This is a genomic window from Bradyrhizobium sp. TM233 (assembly GCF_036247965.1).
Classification (GTDB): Bacteria; Pseudomonadota; Alphaproteobacteria; order Rhizobiales; family Xanthobacteraceae; genus Bradyrhizobium; species Bradyrhizobium ottawaense.
Window position 1 is genome coordinate 179,587 of record NZ_BTIG01000009.1, and the last position, 20,238, is coordinate 199,824.

A 20,238-nucleotide genomic window follows, 5' to 3' on the forward strand; every position below is an offset into this window, starting at 1 on the left:
CAAGGAAACAAACTCGCAACGGCGAGAGCAATTATCAGGCCACCCGCTTGATGGCGTCACCGAGGATCGCGACGATATCGTCGATGTGGCTCTTCTCGACGATGAGCGGCGGCGACAGCGCAAAGGAGTCGCCGCTCATGCGGAAGTACAGCCCGCGATTGAAGCAATCGACCATCACATCGTAGCCACGCGCACCGACCGCACCGTCACGCGGCGACAGCTCGACGGCGCCCATCAGCCCGCAATTGCGGATGTCGATGACGTTGGGCAAGCCTTTCAGCGAATGCAGCGCATCGCGCCAATATTCGGCGATCGAGGCACCGCGCGTCAGCAGGCCCTCGTCCTTGTAGATGTCGAGCGTCGCGATACCGGCTGCGCAGGCGGTCGGGTGCGCCGAATAGGTGTAGCCGTGGAACAGCTCCATGACGTTTTCCGGGCCGATCATCATGGCGTCATGCACCTTGCGATGCGCGAACACCGCGCCGCAGGGAATGGTGCCGTTGGTGATGCCCTTGGCCGTCGTCATCATATCAGGCGTGACGCCGAAGAAGTTGGCGGCGAACGGCGTGCCGAGGCGGCCGAAGCCGGTGATGACCTCGTCGAAGATCAGGAGGATGCCGTGCTTGTCGCAGATCTCGCGCAGGCGCTGCAGGTAGCCCTTCGGCGGCGGCAGCACCGCGGTCGAACCCGGCACCGGCTCGACGATGACGGCGGCGATGGTCTCGGCACCGTGCAAGGCCACCAGACGCTCGAGATCGTCAGCGAGCTCGGCACCGTGCTCAGGCTGGTCCTTGGCGAAGGCGTTGCGGGTGAGATCATGGGTGTGGCGGATATGGTCGACGCCCGGCAGCAGCGTCGCGAAGGCGCGGCGGTTGGCGACCATGCCGCCGACCGAGGTGCCGCCGAAGCCGACGCCGTGATAGCCGCGCTCACGGCCGATCAGGCGGGTGCGGCTCGCCTGGCCGTTGGCGCGGTGATAGGCGAGCGCGATCTTCAGCGCGGTGTCGACCGACTCGGAGCCGGAATTGGTGAAGAAGATGCGGTCGAGGCCCTTCGGCGCGATCTCGGCGAGACGCTCGGCGAAGTCGAATGCCAGCGGATGGCCCATCTGGAACGACGGCGCGAAGTCCAAAGTCATCAGCTGGCGCTCGACTGCGGCGGCGATCTGCTTGCGGCCGTGGCCGGCATTGACGCACCACAGGCCGGCGGAGCCGTCGATCACCTTGCGGCCGTCGACGGTGGTGTAGTGCATGCCCTCGGCCGAGGAGAACAGGCGCGGCGCCTTCTTGAACTGCCGGTTGGCCGTGAACGGCATCCAGAACGAGTCGGTCTTGATAGTGTTCGGAATCTGATGAAGGGTCACGGCCGCGCTCCTTTGCTGACCCTCTAGCAGAGCCACGGCTTGGAATGCGCAACAAGTCCTTTTCTGGTGACCTGCAAGCCATTGATTTCACTGGGGCCGCTGGTCCATATTTGCGCGATCCGCAACACCTGCAACAGGACCTGGGCCATGAGCGTCGACATCGGTGGACGGCTGCGATTCATCCGGGCGCGCCACAAGCTGTCGCAGCGCGAGCTGGCCAAGCGTGCCGGGGTCACCAATTCGACGATCTCGCTGATCGAATCCAACCAGATGAACCCCTCGGTCGGTGCCCTCAAGCGCATCCTCGACGGCATCCCGATGGGGCTCGCCGAGTTCTTCGCGCTGGAGCCTGAGTCACGACGCAAGATCTTCTACCGCGCCGAGGAGCTGACCGAGGTCGGCAAGAAGCCGATCTCGTATCGGCAAGTCGGCGACAATCTGTTCGGCCGCAGCCTGCAGATCTTGAAAGAGCGCTACGAGCCCGGCAGCGACACCGGGCGCGTCCACCTCGTCCATGACGGCGAGGAAGGCGGCATCGTGATCTCGGGCAAGCTCGAGGTCACCGTCGAGGACGAACGCCGCATCCTCAACCCGGGCGATGCCTATTATTTCGAGAGCCGCCGCCCGCATCGGTTCCGCTGCGTCGGCGGCAAGCCGTGCGAGGTGATCTCGGCCTGCACGCCGCCGACGTTCTGAGGCGCGGCCAGCCGATCCGCAAATAGCAGGGAACACCGGTATCTTACGGTGCTTGAGCTATCTCAATTTCCACGCGCCAGACCGCTATATATTACGAACCGTAGCCGAGCAGCCTGGCTTAGAGGTGCTGAGGTTATGGCCCCGGACTCCTAGGTACTCCGGGGCCGCTTCGTAACAGAGGCCCGCGCATGAAGATCACTCTTGTCAATGCGGAAGCTGCGCTCGACGAAGTCCTGCGCGACACCGATAAGCTCCACTCGCGCGAGCTGCGCAAGGCCATCGCAAAACACATCGAAGCGCAAAGAGAGCAGATCAAGGCTCTCCGCAGGATGATGAACTGATCGCCGCTGCGGAGCGAGCAGGCCTCGCCCCGCCTGCCGCCTCAACGCTGCGTCAGCAACTCCTCAATCCGGATCGGGAATTTGCGCACGCGCACGCCGGTCGCATGCCAGACGGCGTTCGCGACCGCGCCGGCACTGCCGGTGATGCCGATCTCCCCGACGCCCTTGATGCCGAGCGCATTGACGTGCGGGTCGTGCTCCTCGACCGTGATCACATCGAGCGGCGGCACGTCGGCATTCACGGGGACATGGTACTCGCCGAGATCAGCGTTCATGATTCGGCCGCTGCGCCGGTCAGTGACGGCCTCCTCGTGCAGCGCAAAGGACATGCCCCAGATCATGCCGCCGAACAGCTGGCTTTGCACCATGCGCGGGTTGACGATGCGCCCGGCCGCGAAGGCGCCGACCATGCGGCTGACGCGGACCTGGCCGAGCTCGGGATCGACCTTCACCTCCGCGAACACCGCGCCATGGGCATGCATGGCATATTCCTCCATCGCCGCAGGGTTCGGCGCGCCGGTACCGCGCGCCTCGACCTCGGCAACGCCGGCGCGCGCGAGGATCTCCGTGTAGCTCTCGCCGCGGCTCTCGTCGTCGCGCCGGATCAATCTGCCGGCGCGCGCGATCACGCCGGCATTGCCGGCGCCGAACAGCGGCGAGCGCTCGTCATTGGTGGCGAGATCGGCGAGCTTTGCGATCACGGCCGCGCCGGCGCTGTGGATCGCCGCACCCGCGGTCGCGGTGTGCGCGGAGCCGCCGGCAATACCGGCATCGGGCAGGTCCGATGTCCCCGCCTTGAACGCGACGCGGTCGATATCGAGGCCGACGGCGTCGGCCGCGATCTGGGCCAGTGCCGTCCAGGCGCCCTGCCCCATGTCGTGCGCGCCAATCTCCATGGCGCCTGAGCCATCGCGTCGGATCGCCGCGCGCGCTTCGGCCTGGAACATCAGCGCCGGGAAGGTCGCGGTGCCTATGCCCCAGCCGACCAGCAGGCCGGCATCATCGCGCATCTGCCGCGGCTGCAGCGGACGCTTCGCCCAGCCGAAGCGCGCCGCGCCCTGGTCGTAGCAGGCCCGCAGCGCCTTTGACGAGAACGGCTTGCCGGTGATCGGCTCGACCTCGGCATAGTTCTTCAGGCGGAAGGCGAGCGGATCGATGCCGCAGGCCCAGGCCATCTCGTCGATCGCGCTCTCCAGCGCGATTGATCCCGTCGCCTCGCCCGGCGCCCGCATGAACAGCGGCGTGCCGGTGTTGACGCGCACGGCGTCATGCGAGGTGCGGATCGCAGGTGCCGCATAGAGCGTGTGCGAGGCATCGGCCGCGGGCTCGTAGAAATCGTCGAACGTGCTCGACACGGTCCGCGCCTGGTGATCGAGCGCGGTCAGACGTCCCTCGCCGTCAGCGCCGATGCGCAGGCGCTGGCGCGTCGACGCGCGATGGCCGACCGGGCCGTACATCTGCTCACGGCGCAGCACCAGCTTGACCGGCTTGCCGACCAGCTTGGCCGCCATGATGCCGAGGGTCGGCGGACCGGACATCAGCCCCTTGGAGCCGAAGCCGCCGCCGAGGAACGGGCTGCGGATGTGGATCTTGTCCGGCGCAATGCCGAACAGCTCGGCGATGCGTCCGAGCGACAGCATCAGGCCCTGGGTCGGCATGTCGACTTGCAGATTGTCGCCGTCCCAGGACGCAACGATCGCATGCGGCTCCATGGCGTTGTGATATTGCGGCGGCGTCTCATAAGTCGCGTCGATCTGCTTCGCAGCCGAGGCAAGGCCCGCCTCGACATCGCCGCGGTGATTTTCCGTGGGATTGCCGACGCCGACGACCGGCGGCACGAAGCTCTCGCCGGCATCGAGGCCGATCAGCGCTGGCAGTGTCTCGTAGCGCGGCGCCAGCAACACGGCGCCTTCGGTCGCAGCTTCAAGCGTCTCGGCGATCACGACCGCGATCGGCTGATTGGCGTAACGGATCTCATTACTCTGCAGCACCTCCATCCGGAACACGAACGGATTGGTCTTGATCTCCGGGTCGATCGCAAGCTGCGGCTTGTGGTCGGGTGTCATGACATCGACGACGCCGGGATGGCGTTTTGCGGCGGCGACATCGAGCGAGACCACACGGCCATGCGCGATGCCGGCGACGGCCACCACCGCAAACAGCATGCCGGGCGGATGATTGTCGGCGGCATAGGTCGCCTGCCCCGTGACCTTGAGGACGCCGTCACGGCGGGTCAGCGGCTGGCCGATGCTCGAGCCGTGTCTGAGATGGGCAGGCGCGCTGGTGAGATTGAGCTCAGGCATGGATGGCTCCGGACGTCGAGGCAAAGGGAGAGGCCGGCAGGGCGGGCAGGCGCGCGGGCGTCCCGGCGGCAGCGAGGGTCAGCGCGCGCACGACGATGCGGCGCGCGAGCTCGATCTTGAAGGCGTTGTCGCCGGACGGTTTTGCGTCGGTGAGCGCACGCCAGGCGGCTTCCTGGAAGGCGTCGGCCGTGGGCGCGACGCTCTTGAGAACGTCCTCCGCAGCGCGGGCACGCCAGGGCTTTGCGGCGACGCCGCCGAGCGCAAGCCGCGCTTCGGCGATCCTGCCGTTCTCGATCCGCAACGCAGCCGCGGCCGAGACCACCGCGAAGGCGTAGGAGGTGCGCTCGCGAACCTTGAGGTAGCGCGCATGCGAGGCAAATTCGCGCGCCGCCGGCGGCAGGCGCACCGCAACGATGAGGTCGCCGGGCTCGAGCGCGGACTCGCGCTCGGGCGTATCGCCGGGCAGGCGATGCAGCTCGTCGAGCGCGATCTCGCGCCGGCCATCCCGTCCCTCGATCTCGACGACGGCACCGAGCGCGACCAGCGGCACGCAGAAGTCGGAGGGATGCGTGGCGATGCAATTCTCGCTCCAGCCGAGCACCGCGTGGGTGCGGTTCTCGCCGCCGCGGGCGTCGCAGCCGCTGCCGGCCTCGCGCTTGTTGCAGCGGCTGGCAGTGTCGTAAAAATACGCGCAGCGCGTCCGTTGCAGCAGATTGCCGCCGACCGTCGCGGCATTGCGCAACTGCGCGGATGCCCCGGAGAGAAGGGCCTCCGCGACGGCGGGATAAGCCTTTGCGAAGTCCGCATCGTGCGCGAGATCGGCGTTGCTGACGAGCGCACCGATGCGCAAGCCGCCGTCGGCGAGGCGCTCGATGCCGTCGAGCCCATCGAGATGCGTGACGTCGACCAGGCGATCCGGACGGCTGACGCCGCCCTTCATCAGATCGAGCAGATTGGTGCCGGCGGCGAGATAGACGGCGCCCGGCTGGGCAGCGGCGGCAACCGCCTCGGTGACGGTGGCGGGCCTGACATAATCGAACGGTTTCATGCCGAGCGCCTCTGGTTGGATTCGTCCATCTGTCCTTGCGCATCGAGCACGGCGTCGACGATGCCGGCATAGGCGCCGCAGCGGCAGAGATTGCCGCTCATGCATTCGCGGATGCGCTCGGGATCATTGCCGGCCTGCGCTTCCTGCATCATGCCGATCGCGCTCATGATCTGGCCGGGCGTGCAGAAGCCGCATTGGAAGCCGTCATGGGCGATGAAGGCGGCCTGCACCGGGTGCAGCTGGTCGCCGCGCGCAACGCCCTCGATGGTGAGGATGTCGGCGCCGTCATGACTGATCGCGAGCGCGAGGCAGGAGTTGATGCGCTTGCCGTCGACCAGGATGGTGCAGGCGCCGCACTGGCCGCGGTCGCATCCCTTCTTGGTTCCGGTGAGATGGAGGCGCTCACGCAAGAGATCGAGCAGCGTGACGCGCGGATCGTCGAGGACGAAGTCGCGCCGCGCACCGTTCACGGTGAGGCTGATGGAGTGGTTCATACAAGGCTCCGATCAGAAATGGACATGGCTCATCGGCCGGCGCGCCACCGCCGTGGCCGCCGTCGATCCAAATTGACCGGGCAGAAGCCGGCCAACATCCAGGCGAAGATACGGAGGCTCCCTCCGCTTAACAAGGGCCGGTGGAAAAATATTGGAATTGGTCAAAAGCCCATGCGCCACCAACGCGATGCAGCCCGGCAAGGGTTCAACAAGGGTTCAATCTAACCAATTCGTGATCTACATTGCCTGATATGGACGACCACAGCGACCAGACCCGGAAGCCCCGCGCCGATGCCGTGCGCAATCGCGAGCGCGTGCTCGAAGCCGCCAAGGCCGTGTTCAACGCCGGCGGCCCGGAGGCGAGCCTCGAGGCCGTGGCCAAGCGCGCCGGCGTCGGCATCGGCACACTCTATCGGCATTTCCCGACACGCGAGGATCTGTTCGAGGCGGTGTACCGGCGCGAGGTCGAGCAGCTCAGCGAGCTCGCCGAACAGTTGAAGAGCGCCAAGGATCCGGTCGAGGCGCTGCGGCGCTGGCTGCAATCCGCCGTCGAATTCGTCGCCACGAAGAAAGGCATGCTGGCCGCGCTTGCGCTGGCGTATCAGAGCTCATCGGAACTTGCCGCTTTCTCGATGGACCGCCTGACCAAGGCGATCGGCTCGCTGCTTGAGCGTGCGGTCGCGGCCGGCCAGATGCGCGCCGATATCAGCCCGGAGGACCTGCTGCGGGCGTTTTTCGGGATGTGCTACATGCACGATCAGCGGGGCTGGCAATCCTCGGTGCTGCGCCTGCTCGACGTGTTCGTCGACGGGCTGCGGGTGCAATCCGCTGCCAAGACCAGGGCGCGCGTGGCCAAGCCAGCGAAGCCGGCGGTGAAACGGAAGCGATAGCGCGCCCGTATTTCCTTGAGGTCATGCTAGGATCAGCATTGCCGGGATTTCAACGCGGAGCCTGTCATGCGCATTGCCGCCTTGCTGGTCGCTCTCATTATTGCCTTCAACCCCATCTCAGCACGCGCCGACGATGTCGCGACGGCACAGGGCGTGATCCGTGCCCAGGAGCAGGCCTTCGCTCGCAACGATGCCAGCGCGGCCTATTCCCATGCCGCGCCGGCGATCAAGGAGATCTTCCCCGCGCCCGACATGTTCATGTCCATGGTGCAGAACGGCTACGCGCCGGTCTACCGCCACAGGAGCTTCGAGTTCGGCGAGAGCAAGAGCGAAGGCGGCTGGATCGCACAGCGCGTCCACATCATCGACGCCAATGGCGAAGCGTGGGAAGCCCTCTACACGCTGGAGCAGCAGGCGGACGGCAGCTACAAGATCACCGGCTGCTCGCTGCTGAAGGCGGGACAGGCGGCTTAGGTTGCAAAGCCCGGTCCGGTCCTGACCGACTTCATCCGCGAGCGGATCAACAGCGTCAGGACGATGCCGATATTGAACGCGTTCCACGCCACACCGTTCGCGAACGCCGCGGCGTAGGAACCGGTCGCATCGAAGATGATGCCCGACACCCAGCCGCCGAAGGACATGCCGAACACCGAGGCGAAGATCACGATGCCAACGCGCGTTGCGGCTTCGCTCGCCGGCATCGCCTCGCGCACGATGATGGCGTAGCTCGGCACGATACCGCCCTGGAACAGGCCGAACATCGCGGAGATGAGATAGAGCGAGGCGAGGCTGTCGAAGAACAGATAGAACACCAGCGCGAAGCCCTGCGCCAGCGATCCCACCAGCAGCGTGCGGATGCCGCCGATCTTGTCGGCGAGGAAGCCCGAGCCGATCCGGCTGACGATGCCGCAGGCCATCATCAGCGACAGCATCTCGGCGCCGCGCGCCACGCCGTAGCCGAGATCGCCGCAATAGGCGACGATATGCACCTGCGGCATCGCCATTGCGACACAGCAGGAAATGCTGGCGATCGAGAGCAGCACCGTCAGCGTGTTGGTCGACAGCTTGAGATCGACGCGCGGCGGCGGCGCATTGGCGTGGTCGTGGACCTTGTCGTGACCTATCTGCGCGCGAAGGACCAGCACGAGGATCGTCATCAGGCTCACACAGACGATGCCGATGCCGATATGGGTGTGGCGCCAGCCGACCTCCTGCATGCCCCAGTTCACAATCGGGGGCCACATCGTTCCGGCGAAATAATTGCCGCTCGCGACGATGGTCACGGCGAGGCCGCGATAGCGCTCGAACCAGTGCGAAGCCTCCGCCATCAGCGGCGCGAACGTCGCGGACGTTCCGAGACCGATCAGGAAATAGGCCGCCACGAACTGCCAGAGTTCGGTCGACAGCCCCGCGAGCACATTGGCAACGCCGAGGAAGGCGATGCTGATCGCCATTGCCGGCACGATGCCGAACCGGTCGGTGATCTTGCCGGCGATCACGCCGCCGAGCCCGAAGCCGAACATCATGAGGGTGAAGGCCAGCGACACCGCGCCGCGCGTGGCGGAGAATTCGGTCTGCACCGCCGGAAGCATCACCACGATCGCCCACATGCCGACGCCGCCGATCGAACCGATCAGCAGCGCAAGCACAAGCCGTATCCAGGCCCGACGGGAATCAGGGCTGAATGTTACAGGCGTTTGTTCTGAATGATTTGGTGCGTGCACGGGCCGGAACATGGCCCGCGGATCGTCACAGGGTCAAGCATCGTGGCGCGATATTGGGCATGCGCGGTGCACTGCGGTAAGAAGCAGCTTGGCGAACGCGCGATTTGCCATTAGTTTGCAATCCGCGTGAGCAAATTGCCGCGCGAAGAGCATGTCGGCGGAATGTTGCTGCGATTGACACGATCGATGCGGATCAAGGTGGGGCGCTTCATTGCCCTCGCCTATCTGTTCTGCGTGATCGCGCCGGCGGCAAGCCTCGCCTGGGGCAGCGGCCCGGCGCCGTGTCTTGATGAGACCCTGCTGGCCGATCTCGTGTCGGCGCATCAGCGGATGCCGGGCGGTCACATCCACGACGGCACCGCGCACGATCATGCGGGGTCCCACGCGCATCACCAGGTCGCCGCACAGGACGCGCCCGCTTCGCATCATCATGGCGGCAAGGGCACAGCCGGACCGTGCTGCGCGATGATGTGCATCAGCGCGCTGCCGGCCGATCTGCCCAGCTTCGCCAAGCCGGTTCAGCCCGTCTCCGCCTGTGCGCCCGAGATCGTGGCCAGCCTGCACAGCGCGGCGCCGCCCCTGCACTACCGCCCTCCCATCGCCTGATCTGACACGACGATTTCGGGCCGAGCGCGCGTCTGCGCGCGCGGACCTGTGGTCATTCAGATCAGGGATGAATCATGCTGACGCTTTCCGGGGCGATGTCCACCGCCGCATCCGCGGCGCGAGGACGACACTTTCGATTCCATTGGCCGTTGCTCGCCGCACTTGCGCTGGCGCTGGCTGGCTGCATGCCGGCAACGACGCAAGTCGCCGGCGCCGATCCCGCTGATCCCTCGGCGAAGGTCGCGCATGTCGGCTATCGGTCGACCATCGCGCCCTACTCCAGCCTGCGGCCTGCGACGCCGGCGCCATGGCGCGACCGCAACGACACCGTCGCGCCGCAGCCGAAGCAAGACCGGTAGGAGCGCGCCATGACACGCCATCTTGCGCGAGGCCTGCTCGTCCTCACCGCGCTCAGCGTCTCAGGCTGCGCCGCGTTCTCGCCCGACAGCGGCATGACTGATGTCTCGGAGCTGACGAGCCAGACCATCAACAAGGATGTCGCCTTCGTTCGCACGCCCGAGGGAGCGGGCGCGGTCGATGCGCGCGTTCGCCAATTATTGTCGCGGACGCTCGGCGTGGACGCCGCCGTTCAGGTCGCCCTGCTCAACAACAGGGGATTGCAAGCCGCCTATAACGAGCTGGCGCTGGCCGAGACCGATCTGGTCGAGCAGAGCCTGCCGCCCAATCCCGTGTTCTCGATCTCGCGGATCTCGGGCAATGGCGCCAGCGAGATCGAGCGCCAGGTCGTCGGCGACATCCTCGCGCTCGCCACCCTGCCGTTTCGCTCCGACATCGCCCGCGAGCGTTTTCGCCAGGCCCAGTTGCGCGCGGCACTGGCGACGCTGCGGCTCGCCGCCGACGTCCGCGGCACCTACGTGCGCGCCGTCGCCGGCAACGAGATGGTGGCGCTGCTGACGGATGCGAAGGCGACGGCGGAATCGACCGCACAGCTCGCGGTCAAGCTCGGCGAGACCGGCTCGCTCAACAAGCTCGACCAGGCCCGCGAGCAGGTGTTTTACGCCGAGACCACCGCCGACCTCGCCACCGCGCGCCAGGCCGCGGCGAGTGCGCGCGAAAAGCTCGCGCGGCTGATGGGATTGTGGGACGGCGGCCTCGACTTCCGCCTGCCCAATCAATTGCCGCCGCTGCCGCGCCGGCCGCAGGCACTGCCCTCGATCGAGACCGATGCGGTGGCTCATCGCATCGACCTGCAGATCGCCCGGCTGGAGCTGACGGCGCTGGCGAAGTCGCTGAACCTCACCGAGGCGACGCGCTTCGTCACCCTGCTCGATCTCGCCGGCATCTCCCGCCGCACCAGGGATCCCGAAGGCGCGCCGTTCCGCGAACGCGGCTTCGACGTCCAGTTCCAGATCCCGATCTTCGACGGCGGCGAAGTCCGCGTGCGGCAGGCGGCCGAGACCTACAATCTCGCCTTCAACCGCCTGACCGAGCGCGCCGTCAACGTGCGCTCCGAGGCGCGCGATGCTTATCGTGTCTATCGCTCCAGCTACGACATCGCCAGCCACTACCAGCGCGAGATCATCCCCTTGCGCAAGATCATCACCGAGGAGATGCAGCTGCGCTTCTCCAGCATGCAGGTCGACATCTTTGCGCTGCTCACCGAAGCACGACAGCGCCTCGCCTCGCTGCGCGGCGCGATCGATGCCCGGCAACGATTCTTCCTCGCCCAATCCGACCTGCAGACCGCCGTCAATGGCGGCGGCGTGCCTGCTGCGGGCGGCGACAACTCAACCACCATCGCCGCGGCAGCGCCTGCCGACGGCGGCCACTGAGATGGAGGCCGGCATGTTTTCCCGCAGAGGATTTTTGGGCACCGCCGCGCTCGTCGGCGCATCCGCGGTCCAGGGCCGCGTGCAGGCGGCATCGATTCCGGAAGCTGCGCACATGGACAAGGTGGTGATGCAGCCGCCGCTGCACCCTGTCAGCGGACCCGACTATCGCCCCGTGGTCACCCTGAACGGCTGGTCGCTGCCGTTCCGCATGAACGGCGACTGGAAGGAATTCCATCTCGTCGCCGAGCCCGTGGTGCGCGAATTCGCCGAGGGTATGAAGGTGAATTTGTGGGGCTATAACGGCCAGTCGCCGGGCCCGACCATCGAGGCGGTCGAGGGCGACAAGGTCCGCGTCTTCGTCACCAACCGCCTGCCCGAATACACCACCGTGCACTGGCACGGCATGATCATCCCCAGCGGCATGGACGGCGTCGGCGGGCTGACCCAGCCGCACATCCAGCCCGGCAAGACCTTCGTCTACGAGTTCGAGATGAGGAAGAGCGGGACCTTCATGTACCACCCGCATTCGGACGAGATGGTGCAGATGGCGATGGGCATGATGGGCATGGTCGTCGTGCATCCGCGCGATCCGAACTTCCGCCCCGTCGACCGCGACTTCGTCTTCGTGATGAGCACCTATCGCGTCGATCCCGGCACCTATCTGCCGCAGGTCAACGAGATGACCGACTTCAACATGTGGACCTGGAATGCGCGGGTGTTTCCCGGCATCGATCCCTTAGCCGTGCGGCTCGGCGACAAGGTGCGCGTGCGCATCGGCAATCTCAGCATGACCAACCACCCGATCCATCTGCACGGCCACAGCTTTGCGGTGACCTGCACCGACGGCGGCTGGATTCCGGAGAGCGCGCAATATCCGGAGACGACGACCGACGTGCCGGTCGGCGCGGTGCGCGTGTTCGACGTGCTCGCCGACAATCCCGGCGACTGGGCGTTCCACTGCCACAAGTCGCATCACACCATGAACGCGATGGGGCACGCGGTGCGCAATTTGATCGGCGTGTCGCGCAAGGACCTCGCCAAGGCGGTCGGCAAGCTCGCGCCTGACAGCATGGCGATGGGCTCGACCGGCATGGCGATGGGCAACATGGAGATGCCCGCGCCCGACAACACGCTGCCGATGATGACGGGCACCGGCCAGTTCGGGCCGATCGAGATGGGCGGCATGTTCACGGTGATGAAGATCCGCGAGGACCTCGCGCGCGACGATTATCGCGATCCCGGCCCCTATCAATTCCCGAAGGGCACCGTCGCCTACGAGGTCGAGGCGCCTGATGCGGCGCCAGTGCGGCAGCCGGGCAAGCCGACGCACAAGATGAAGATGTGAGCGTTTCGATGAACCACCAACTGGAGATGACGATGAAGACGATCAAGCTCGGCCTCGCGCTGGCGGCGCTGTCGACCGCGCCGGTCCTTGCGCACGACAAGCACGGGCACGCGAGTTTTTCGGCCGGCGAGCCCGGCGATCCCAACAAGCCCGCGCGCACGATCGAGATCCTGCTCAACGAGATGGACTACGCGCCGGCCAAGATCGACGTCAAGCGCGGCGAACAGGTCCGCTTCGTGCTGCGCAATGTCGGCAAGGAGGACCATGAATTCCTGCTCGCCACACCCAAGGAAAATCTCGCCCATGCGGTGGAGATGAAAAAGCATCCGCACATGGAGCACGACGATCCCAACGGTGTCAGGCTCGCGCCGAACAAGACGGCCGAGATCCTCTGGAAGTTCAGCAAGGCCGGCACGTTCGAATTCTCGTGCCTCATTCCCGACCATCGCGACTACGGCATGGTCGGCCACGTCACCGTGAAGTAGCGACAAGGAGACTCCCATGAACCGCATCATCCGCATTGCCGCAACGCTGACGCTGACTGTCGGCCTTGCCACTGCCGCCCTCGCGGCGGGGGCCGCCGCGATCAACGGTGAGGTCAAAAAGATCGACGAAGGCGCCGGCAAGATCACGCTCAAGCACGGACCGGCCAAGAGCCTCGGCATGGAGGACCCCATGACCATGGTCTACCGCGTCAAGGACCCCGCGATGCTCAAGCAGGTGAAGGTCGGCGACAAGGTGACCTTCGAGGCCGAGGAGGCGACCTCGGGGTATACGGTGACCAAGATCGACAAGGCGAAGTAGGGGTTGCCCGGTCATGCCGGGGCGCGCGCAGTGCGAACTCTGATGCGCAATTGCGCATCGGAGAATCCATTCATCCACCAACTCCGCCGCACGATGGATTCCGGGTTCGGCTCTGCGAGCCGGCCCGGAATGACGACCTTCAGCCCCGAAACACCCCGGTCCGCCCCTCTTCCCACCCCCGCGTTAACCCTTTGCTAACCATACACCCGGCAAGAATTGCCGGGTGAAGTCGAGTGTCGTCAGCCGCGTAGAACGGGAGCTCCCGTGGACGCCAGTGCGGTGCCTCACTTTCGGAACGGCGGCCCTTCGGCCGCCGCGCAGACATTTGGGGCGCGCGGACGGCAGTCGCGCGGGGAGGCAGCTACCATGGTCGACGTCACCGCGGGACAGGGCGTAGGCAGCGCAAGGCCCTCGATTCCCTCCCTCAACGAGATCGTCAACGTCCTCAAGCGCGGCGACATCGCGCTGGCGCTCGGCATCCTCACCATCCTGGTGGTGCTGATCCTGCCGCTGCCCGCGATCGTGCTGGACCTGTTCCTGGCGATCTCGATCACGCTGTCGATCCTGATCCTGATGACCTCGCTGTTCATCCAGACACCGCTGGAATTCTCGGCGTTCCCGACCATCCTGCTGATCTCGACCATGCTGCGCCTGTCGCTCAACATGGCCTCGACCCGGCTGATCCTGTCGCACGGGCACGAGGGCACGGCGGCCGCCGGTCACGTCATCGAGGCCTTCGGCAACTTCGTGATGGGCGGCAATTTCGTCATCGGCATCATCGTCTTCGCCATCCTGATCATCGTCAATTTCGTCGTCATCACCAAGGGTTCGGGCCGCATCGCCGAGGTCGCCGCCCGCTTCCACCTCGACGCCATGCCCGGCAAGCAGATGGCGATCGACGCCGACCTCGGCGCCGGCCTGATCGACGAAAAGGTCGCCAAGCACCGCCGCAAGGAGCTGGAGGACGAGAGCGGCTTCTTCGGCGCCATGGACGGTGCCTCCAAATTCGTCCGCGGCGATGCCATCGCCGGCCTCCTGATCGTCTTCATCAACGTCGTCGGCGGCATGATCATCGGCGTGGCGCAGCAGGGCATGTCCTTTGCCGACGCCGGCCGCAGCTACACGCTGCTGACCGTCGGTGACGGCCTCGTCACCCAGGTGCCGGCGCTGATCGTCTCGACCGCGGCCGGCCTGCTCGTCTCCAAGGCCGGCGTCTCCGGCGCCGCCGACAAGGCGCTGATGAAGCAGTTCTCCGGCTATCCGCAGGCGCTGGCGATGTCCTCGGCGGTCATGCTGGTGCTGGCGGCGCTGCCGGGCATTCCGACCCTCCCCTTCCTGGCGCTCGGCACCGGTGCCGGTGCGCTCGCCTGGCACGCCCGCAACCGCAACCGGGTGACGGCCAGGGCCGAGGAAGCCGCCATGGCCGCACCCGCTCCGGGAACGCCGGGTGCGGCGGGCACGGCTGCGGCCGAAGAGCCGATCTCGGCGGCGCTCAAGATCGACGACCTCAAGATCGAGCTCGGCTATGCGCTGCTGCCGCTCGTCAACGGCCCCGACGGCACCGACCGCCTGACCGAGCAGATCAAGGCGCTGCGCCGTTCGCTCGCGATCGAGATGGGTTTTGTGATGCCGGCGGTGCGCATCCTCGACAACGTCCAGCTCGAGGCCAACACCTACATCATCAAGATCAAGGAGGTCGACGCCGGCACCGGCAAGATCTGGCCGAACCAGTTCATGGTGATGGACCCCGGCGGCAGCCAGGTGCAGGTGCCCGGCATCCACACCACCGAGCCGACCTTCGGCCTGCCCGCGACCTGGGTCGATGCCAGTCTCAAGGAGGAGGCCTCGCTCAAGGGCTACACCGTCGTCGACGCCGCGACCGTGCTCTCGACCCATCTCACCGAGCTGCTCAAGGCCAACATGTCGGACCTCTTGTCCTATGGCGAGGTGCAGAAGCTGCTCAAGGAGCTGCCGAAGGAGCAGGGCGAGCTGGTCAAGGACATCGTGCCGGGACAGGTCACGGTCTCCGGCATCCAGCGCGTGCTGCAGCTGCTGCTCGCCGAGCGCATCTCGATCCGCGATCTCTCCACCATCCTCGAAGGCATCGCCGACTCGCTCGCCTTCTCGCGCAATCCCGCCACCATGGTCGAGCATGTCCGGGCCCGCCTGGCGCGGCAGATCTGCGCGCAAAACACCTCCTATGCCGGCTATCTGCCGCTGATCGCGCTGTCGGCGCGGTGGGAGCAGGCCTTTGCCGAATCCATCATCGGCCAGGGCGAAGAGCGCAGCCTTGCGATGCAGCCCTCGAAATTGTCGGAGTTCATGACCGGCGTGCGCGAGGCGTTCGAGCGCGCCGCCCGCGAAGGCGAGGCGCCGGTGCTGGTCACCTCTGCGGCAATTCGTCCCTTCGTCCGGTCCCTGGTTGAGCGGTTCCGGGCCCAGACGACGGTGCTGTCGCAGGCCGAGATCCACCCCAGGGCGAGGTTGAAAACTGTCGGAAGCATCTGATTTGCCTTAAGAAGCCGTGTGTTTTTCGGCCACAGGCAAATGGTTTCTGAGTTCCTGGCGCCTTGTGGACCAAACCTCGACAAGGCGCCTGACAGGCACATTACAGCTTTGAAATAATTGCAAAAATGCACGATCAAGGGTCGCTTTTGATCGCGATCTTTCACGTCCTGTCACGCTCTTGTGATGGCCTCTTGGGAACGAATCCCCCCAATACTAGGTTGTTGGGCACCGGAAGCATGAACCTGCCTGAAACGGCCGGCGACTACTTCGGGTAGGTGGCGGCAGGAGGCTTCCATGAACCACTCGATCTACAGCGCAGATCGCTCGACCCATTTGAAGATCGTGGTCGTGGCCCTCGTCGCAGGGATCGCGGTGGCGGGCTTCGGCATCACGGCACGCTCGGGTTCGGATGAAGGTCTGACCCAGACGGCCCGCGTCATCAAGGCCGGCAAGCCGGTCGCTATCACCAGCTCGAACGTGTCCCTCGTTCGTTAAGGAGATCTGACGAGTTTTTTGAATTCACGCGGCTCTTTACCAGCCCCCCAAAGTCGCCACGTGGATATGTAGACGACCCCAACCCCAAGTCGACTACAGAAAGCGCCCGCCCCCCACGGGCGCTTTCTCATGTCTGGCCTCCGCGTTGCGAGCGCAACGACTTGTACGCCGAAGCTGTCTCCACATCGTCATTGCGAGCGAAGCGAAGCAATCCAGAACTTCCTCTGAGGCAGTCTGGATTGCCGTCGTCGCAGGGACGGGGTGTGGGGCGGGCTGAACTAAGCTAGAGGCCACTATCTCTCCGCGTTGCCAAAACTGCACGCGTTCACGGTTCCATTGCCATTGAAGCGACAGTTCAAAGAGGCAGTCGATCGAGCCCGATCGAACTTGTATTCGACGGCCAAATTGCCAAGTGGATGGGTCTTCTCTGTCAGAGGCGTGGGATGCCGCCAGCTGTCGTTGGCAGACGGATCATACACCTTCATGGGGTTCCCGAAGAGTTGAACAACGAAATCCGCCGACACATTCGCGTCTATCGTGCCGTCAGCACGCCGCTTTGCGCCGGGCACTACGTTCCAGTGCGCATCGATCGTTCCGCGGATCAGGAACAAGGATATCGGCAAACGTGACCGTACATATCCCGAGGTACGAGCGCGGGTCACCTCGCTCCAAGCGACGCGATCAGCGGCAAAGAAATTCCTGAGATTTTCATCGCGATAGAAATCGTCTCTCAAGAACAGTTCATTATCGAATGCAATCTTGAAATTTCGAAGCATCTCGTTGGCCGTTGTCGGAGGGCTGACAGATAACACCGTCATCATCGATGGATCTTTTGTCTCATCGCATCGCGCTGCGGGCGCATCAACTATGGCAACGGCCATCAACGACATCAGAATTGTACGCGCCGTTGGATGAGTGCGCTTGAGCCCTTGCTACATCTATCCCTCACCTGGTGCGGCTCCATTGACCCATCTGCTTCTTCATCGGTCTCATTCGTCAAGAAGCTGCACGCCAAGATTCGCTTTTCCCGTTGCAAGGCTAGCGGCCAGCTCATCCGCGACATCTTTCCGATCCACGAACACTTGGACCTCTCCGCTTGACAGCGAGGTCACCATGCGGGCGATCATCAAAGAACGCCCTGGAACGCTGAACTCCACCCGCCGACCGATATATCGCGCGCTAAATTCCGCCAAGTCCGCTTTCGACTGTTCATCGAAACGGAGTTTCAGCGCTTGATGATTATCGATCGTCCTTGTGAGACTGGCTTCTACCACCCTAAGAGATAGCTGCTGCGCTTCAGCAGGTGCAGTCCAAGCGACCAGAGCAACTAAGACGGCGATGAACGCGCAGAGAAAACGAACGATCGCAAGACTGTTCATGACTCGACTGTTCATGACTTTATTACGGTGACAGTGCACAAAATTAGCCATCTAGCCATCATCCTCGTCATCCTCCGCGGACGGTTTTGGCCCGCGCTTGGCTGGCTTCAGGACGCGTCCGGTCCGGCGCTCGATGCGGGTAAGGAAGCGGTCGTCTCCGAGCGGCCGGCCGATGCTCTCGGCTGAACGCAGCGCGCCGAACAGATCGGCTTCCGGTTCGGCCGCCAGCAGATCGGCAAATTCAGGAAAGCGATCGCGGATGGGCTTCAGCTCCGTCACGCCGTCGTCCTTGCCGCGCAAATGCGCGCGCGTGCTCGACCAGCGCCAATCCTGCGCCCGCTGCACTAGACGCGCCCGCACAGGGTTGAGCGACACGTAGCGCAGCGCCGCCGCGAGATGCTGCTCGTCCATGACGACGGCACCGAAACGGCCTTGCCAGAAATGTCCGGTGCGCTTGCGCCGCGCCTGGATGGTCCCGGCATAGCTGCGATGCACGCGCGCGAGCGCATGGCGCAGCCCGTCGGGATCGGATGGCACCAGGATGAGGTGCACGTGGTTGGGCATCAGGCACCAAGCCCACACCTCGACGCCGGCGGCCTTGCAATTCGCCGCGAGCAGGTCGCGATAGAGCGCATAGTCGCTGTCCTCGAAGAACGTCCGCGCCCGGCCATTGCCGCGCTGGGTGACATGGTGGGGATGACCGGGGATGACGACGCGAGCAAGACGGGCCATACCGCATCATGCTCGCGAAAGCGGACGGCGTCAATTTTGTGCACTGTCACCGTAATTCCGATGGCACCGCCGAGGTTCTCGGCGTGAACGATCTGGGTCGCGAGGAGCGAGCCGATCGCACTACTCACCGACGGAATAGCGTTGTCGAAGGCGGAGGTCCAACTGATCGCACCCACGCCCTCCGAGAGCGAAGTCCGAACGACCTGGTTAAGCACACTGCCGGCATAGGCACCGACGCTCGCGTTAAACAACTGCGCGCCGAATCCGCTCAGCCCGAGCGCCGTGCCGAGTTCGGCCGTGAGGAACGAGGCGACAGAACCCGCCGCCGCGCCGGCAATGTTGACGCCAAAATTATCGAACATCGCGGCAAAGTTGATATTCGAAAAATCCCCTTGCAGCGCCGTCGCAACCTGCGTCCCGAGTTGCTGACCGATGTAGCCCCCGACCGTGCCGGCCGCGAGCTGCGCGAACGGATTGCTGCCGGCAATCGAGCGGCCGATGGCAGAGCCGAAGATCTGCCCGATGGAGCCGCCGGCGGCGAGGATGGTTGGGTCGAGCTTCGGTGTCGCGCTGGTGATTTTGCCGCTGGCGTCTTTGGTGACGTCGAGTTCGGAGTAGGGATGGGTGTTGTGGGTGTCCCAGTACTTGAGCATCTGCTCGCCGGAAGCATAAACCTCCTCTTGCAGTTGGGCTATTCCGCCAATATCCGCATAAATAGTTCTGATTTCATAGGAAGCATCGCCAGGCACATTGAAGGCAGTTTGGACTGTACTACCATCGTCCTTTGTCACGGTTTCCGAGAGAGCCCCTGTATTGGGGTCATACTCAAGACGTGTTTTAAGAATGTCTGACGAATGGTTGAGATCTAGCCCCACGACTACGAGTTTGCCGTCGACGATTTGGATTGGACTATAAGTCAATTCAGCGTCGCTCGCGTAGGCCAAGGAAGAAGGCCCCGAAAAGCCGGTATCTTCAGCCCGCTGACCTGGAAGCAACTGATATTGCGGAATGTTCAGATATCCATTCCACGGCACGACCTCGATTGGGAAGCCGTTAGAATCCAGACGTATAACTCCAACTCCAAGATAGATTAGGCTCCCAGTTCGACCATTCTGGTCTTGAATTGCCAGTGGCTCGTCGAACGGTCGAAAGAATATCGCACTCTGATCACCAACAATGTCCAGCGTCTTGTCGATGGAAAAAACTGCCTTCGCATGATCGAGTGGGGTTATTCCTCCACCTATGAGCAGATCATTCACAAATTCAGAGGTCGTAAGATTTATGCCGCTCGTACCCGCGAGATTGCGTCCCGGTACGCCGCCGGTACCAGACCCATCATTGATCCAAGCAGCATCTCCCGAAACCACCCGCAAATCGTAGTTGCTGTGACTCGCGGTATAGATACCGATGGAAAGCTCGCCATTATGACTTCCCGGGACGGCAGGCGGATAGCTAGAACCAAAATCGACAGTTACACCGTGACCTTGATTAGTTGAAATCCAAGTCGCAATCTTACTGTCGATCGGATAGCTGATATTTGATGCGGCTTCGCTTTGAATTGTAGACGTAATTACCACTTCTCGTCCGGCCTGAAGAAGCAAATTTAACTGGTCTGCCATCGCCAACGAGATCAAAGTCGCAGAATCGACCAGCAATTGACCGCCGGAGTTCGGACGGACCAAACCGCTATTATATATCAGATCGGACATTCACAGCC

General features: G+C 64.3%; 21 protein-coding genes. 12 read left to right on the plus strand and 9 right to left on the minus strand.

The window, feature by feature from the left end; genetic code table 11:
* Positions 1 to 34 precede the first annotated feature (34 nt).
* Positions 35 to 1,363: an aspartate aminotransferase family protein gene (locus AABA86_RS21615; protein WP_212251037.1), complete on the minus strand. Its 1,329-nt coding sequence runs from the start codon at positions 1,361 to 1,363 to the stop codon at positions 35 to 37.
* A 147-nt stretch (positions 1,364 to 1,510) separates the two neighbouring features.
* On the opposite strand from AABA86_RS21615, the gene AABA86_RS21620 reads away from it, so the two are divergent.
* Complete coding sequence (locus AABA86_RS21620) at positions 1,511 to 2,059, plus strand: cupin domain-containing protein (RefSeq protein WP_018646206.1); 549 nt, start codon at positions 1,511 to 1,513, stop codon at positions 2,057 to 2,059.
* Positions 2,060 to 2,247: 188 nt separating this feature from the next.
* Positions 2,248 to 2,400, plus strand: a complete 153-nt coding sequence (locus AABA86_RS21625; RefSeq protein WP_167456551.1) for a hypothetical protein — start codon at positions 2,248 to 2,250, stop codon at positions 2,398 to 2,400.
* 41 nt (positions 2,401 to 2,441) lie between these two features.
* Here AABA86_RS21625 and AABA86_RS21630 read toward each other — a convergent pair whose 3' ends face one another.
* The 3 genes from AABA86_RS21630 to AABA86_RS21640 are packed head-to-tail and all read right to left on the minus strand — an operon-like array spanning position 2,442 to position 6,245.
* The gene (locus AABA86_RS21630; protein ID WP_338308368.1) at positions 2,442 to 4,703 is read right to left on the minus strand and encodes a xanthine dehydrogenase family protein molybdopterin-binding subunit; all 2,262 of its coding nucleotides are present in this window, start codon (positions 4,701 to 4,703) and stop codon (positions 2,442 to 2,444) included.
* Positions 4,696 to 5,751: an FAD binding domain-containing protein gene (locus tag AABA86_RS21635; protein WP_338308369.1), complete on the minus strand. Its 1,056-nt coding sequence runs from the start codon at positions 5,749 to 5,751 to the stop codon at positions 4,696 to 4,698. The genes AABA86_RS21630 and AABA86_RS21635 overlap by 8 nt, the downstream gene beginning before the upstream one ends.
* Entirely contained in the window at positions 5,748 to 6,245 is a 498-nt protein-coding gene (locus AABA86_RS21640) for a (2Fe-2S)-binding protein (protein ID WP_128918686.1), read from the minus strand. The genes AABA86_RS21635 and AABA86_RS21640 overlap by 4 nt, the downstream gene beginning before the upstream one ends.
* A gap of 251 nt (positions 6,246 to 6,496) precedes the next feature.
* On the opposite strand from AABA86_RS21640, the gene AABA86_RS21645 reads away from it, so the two are divergent.
* Positions 6,497 to 7,135, plus strand: coding sequence for a TetR/AcrR family transcriptional regulator (locus AABA86_RS21645; RefSeq protein ID WP_338308370.1), 639 nt, complete (start codon positions 6,497 to 6,499; stop codon positions 7,133 to 7,135).
* A gap of 66 nt (positions 7,136 to 7,201) precedes the next feature.
* The gene (locus AABA86_RS21650) at positions 7,202 to 7,609 is read left to right on the plus strand and encodes a DUF4864 domain-containing protein (RefSeq protein ID WP_338308371.1); all 408 of its coding nucleotides are present in this window, start codon (positions 7,202 to 7,204) and stop codon (positions 7,607 to 7,609) included.
* Here the strand turns inward: AABA86_RS21650 and AABA86_RS21655 are convergent.
* Positions 7,606 to 8,871, minus strand: a complete 1,266-nt coding sequence (locus tag AABA86_RS21655; protein WP_338308372.1) for an MFS transporter — start codon at positions 8,869 to 8,871, stop codon at positions 7,606 to 7,608. The two genes, AABA86_RS21650 and AABA86_RS21655, sit on opposite strands and share 4 nt — an antisense overlap.
* 174 nt (positions 8,872 to 9,045) lie before the next feature.
* Between AABA86_RS21655 and AABA86_RS21660 the strand changes: the two genes are divergently transcribed.
* From AABA86_RS21660 to AABA86_RS21695, 8 genes are all read left to right on the plus strand, one after another.
* Positions 9,046 to 9,465 (plus strand): hypothetical protein, encoded by a 420-nt coding sequence (locus AABA86_RS21660; protein WP_338308373.1) that lies wholly within the window; start codon positions 9,046 to 9,048, stop codon positions 9,463 to 9,465.
* A gap of 74 nt (positions 9,466 to 9,539) precedes the next feature.
* Positions 9,540 to 9,824, plus strand: a complete 285-nt coding sequence (locus AABA86_RS21665) for a hypothetical protein (protein WP_338308374.1) — start codon at positions 9,540 to 9,542, stop codon at positions 9,822 to 9,824.
* A 9-nt stretch (positions 9,825 to 9,833) separates the two neighbouring features.
* Entirely contained in the window at positions 9,834 to 11,258 is a 1,425-nt protein-coding gene (locus tag AABA86_RS21670; protein WP_338308375.1) for a TolC family protein, read from the plus strand.
* A 13-nt stretch (positions 11,259 to 11,271) separates the two neighbouring features.
* Positions 11,272 to 12,603, plus strand: a complete 1,332-nt coding sequence (locus tag AABA86_RS21675; protein WP_212251019.1) for a multicopper oxidase family protein — start codon at positions 11,272 to 11,274, stop codon at positions 12,601 to 12,603.
* Between the two features lie 8 nt (positions 12,604 to 12,611).
* Complete coding sequence (locus tag AABA86_RS21680; protein WP_445083401.1) at positions 12,612 to 13,088, plus strand: cupredoxin domain-containing protein; 477 nt, start codon at positions 12,612 to 12,614, stop codon at positions 13,086 to 13,088.
* Between the two features lie 16 nt (positions 13,089 to 13,104).
* Complete coding sequence (locus AABA86_RS21685) at positions 13,105 to 13,407, plus strand: copper-binding protein (protein ID WP_338308376.1); 303 nt, start codon at positions 13,105 to 13,107, stop codon at positions 13,405 to 13,407.
* Positions 13,408 to 13,773: 366 nt separating this feature from the next.
* Positions 13,774 to 15,915, plus strand: coding sequence for a flagellar biosynthesis protein FlhA (gene flhA, locus AABA86_RS21690; RefSeq protein WP_338308377.1), 2,142 nt, complete (start codon positions 13,774 to 13,776; stop codon positions 15,913 to 15,915).
* Positions 15,916 to 16,209: 294 nt separating this feature from the next.
* Complete coding sequence (locus AABA86_RS21695) at positions 16,210 to 16,410, plus strand: hypothetical protein (protein ID WP_212251015.1); 201 nt, start codon at positions 16,210 to 16,212, stop codon at positions 16,408 to 16,410.
* Between the two features lie 293 nt (positions 16,411 to 16,703).
* Here AABA86_RS21695 and AABA86_RS21700 read toward each other — a convergent pair whose 3' ends face one another.
* The 4 genes from AABA86_RS21700 to AABA86_RS34650 form a co-directional block, all read right to left on the minus strand.
* Positions 16,704 to 17,291 carry a hypothetical protein gene (locus AABA86_RS21700; protein WP_212251014.1) on the minus strand — a complete coding sequence of 196 codons (588 nt, stop codon included), beginning with the start codon at positions 17,289 to 17,291 and terminating at the stop codon, positions 16,704 to 16,706.
* 108 nt (positions 17,292 to 17,399) lie between these two features.
* Positions 17,400 to 17,840, minus strand: a complete 441-nt coding sequence (locus AABA86_RS21705) for a hypothetical protein (protein ID WP_338308378.1) — start codon at positions 17,838 to 17,840, stop codon at positions 17,400 to 17,402.
* Entirely contained in the window at positions 17,841 to 18,407 is a 567-nt protein-coding gene (locus AABA86_RS21710) for a transposase (RefSeq protein WP_445083479.1), read from the minus strand.
* On the minus strand, positions 18,353 to 20,230 hold the full coding sequence (locus AABA86_RS34650) for a hypothetical protein (protein ID WP_445083478.1): 1,878 nt from the start codon (positions 20,228 to 20,230) through the stop codon (positions 18,353 to 18,355). Before AABA86_RS34650 ends, AABA86_RS21710 begins: the two co-directional genes overlap by 55 nt.
* Positions 20,231 to 20,238: the final 8 nt, after the last annotated feature.

Excerpts from the sequence above, each read along its gene's own strand:
- AABA86_RS21620 (WP_018646206.1), top strand. The coding sequence starts at position 1,511 with ATGAGCGTCGACATCGGTGGACGGCTGCGATTCATCCGGGCGCGCCAC.
- AABA86_RS21625 (WP_167456551.1), top strand. The coding sequence starts at position 2,248 with ATGAAGATCACTCTTGTCAATGCGGAAGCTGCGCTCGACGAAGTCCTG.
- AABA86_RS21630 (WP_338308368.1), bottom strand. The coding sequence starts at position 4,703 with ATGCCTGAGCTCAATCTCACCAGCGCGCCTGCCCATCTCAGACACGGC.
- AABA86_RS21635 (WP_338308369.1), bottom strand. The coding sequence starts at position 5,751 with ATGAAACCGTTCGATTATGTCAGGCCCGCCACCGTCACCGAGGCGGTT.
- AABA86_RS21640 (WP_128918686.1), bottom strand. The coding sequence starts at position 6,245 with ATGAACCACTCCATCAGCCTCACCGTGAACGGTGCGCGGCGCGACTTC.
- AABA86_RS21645 (WP_338308370.1), top strand. The coding sequence starts at position 6,497 with ATGGACGACCACAGCGACCAGACCCGGAAGCCCCGCGCCGATGCCGTG.
- AABA86_RS21650 (WP_338308371.1), top strand. The coding sequence starts at position 7,202 with ATGCGCATTGCCGCCTTGCTGGTCGCTCTCATTATTGCCTTCAACCCC.
- AABA86_RS21655 (WP_338308372.1), bottom strand. The coding sequence starts at position 8,871 with ATGTTCCGGCCCGTGCACGCACCAAATCATTCAGAACAAACGCCTGTA.
- AABA86_RS21660 (WP_338308373.1), top strand. The coding sequence starts at position 9,046 with ATGCGGATCAAGGTGGGGCGCTTCATTGCCCTCGCCTATCTGTTCTGC.
- AABA86_RS21665 (WP_338308374.1), top strand. The coding sequence starts at position 9,540 with ATGCTGACGCTTTCCGGGGCGATGTCCACCGCCGCATCCGCGGCGCGA.
- AABA86_RS21670 (WP_338308375.1), top strand. The coding sequence starts at position 9,834 with ATGACACGCCATCTTGCGCGAGGCCTGCTCGTCCTCACCGCGCTCAGC.
- AABA86_RS21675 (WP_212251019.1), top strand. The coding sequence starts at position 11,272 with ATGTTTTCCCGCAGAGGATTTTTGGGCACCGCCGCGCTCGTCGGCGCA.
- AABA86_RS21680 (WP_445083401.1), top strand. The coding sequence starts at position 12,612 with ATGAACCACCAACTGGAGATGACGATGAAGACGATCAAGCTCGGCCTC.
- AABA86_RS21685 (WP_338308376.1), top strand. The coding sequence starts at position 13,105 with ATGAACCGCATCATCCGCATTGCCGCAACGCTGACGCTGACTGTCGGC.
- flhA (WP_338308377.1), top strand. The coding sequence starts at position 13,774 with ATGGTCGACGTCACCGCGGGACAGGGCGTAGGCAGCGCAAGGCCCTCG.
- AABA86_RS21695 (WP_212251015.1), top strand. The coding sequence starts at position 16,210 with ATGAACCACTCGATCTACAGCGCAGATCGCTCGACCCATTTGAAGATC.
- AABA86_RS21700 (WP_212251014.1), bottom strand. The coding sequence starts at position 17,291 with ATGGCCGTTGCCATAGTTGATGCGCCCGCAGCGCGATGCGATGAGACA.
- AABA86_RS21705 (WP_338308378.1), bottom strand. The coding sequence starts at position 17,840 with ATGGCTAATTTTGTGCACTGTCACCGTAATAAAGTCATGAACAGTCGA.
- AABA86_RS34650 (WP_445083478.1), bottom strand. The coding sequence starts at position 20,230 with ATGTCCGATCTGATATATAATAGCGGTTTGGTCCGTCCGAACTCCGGC.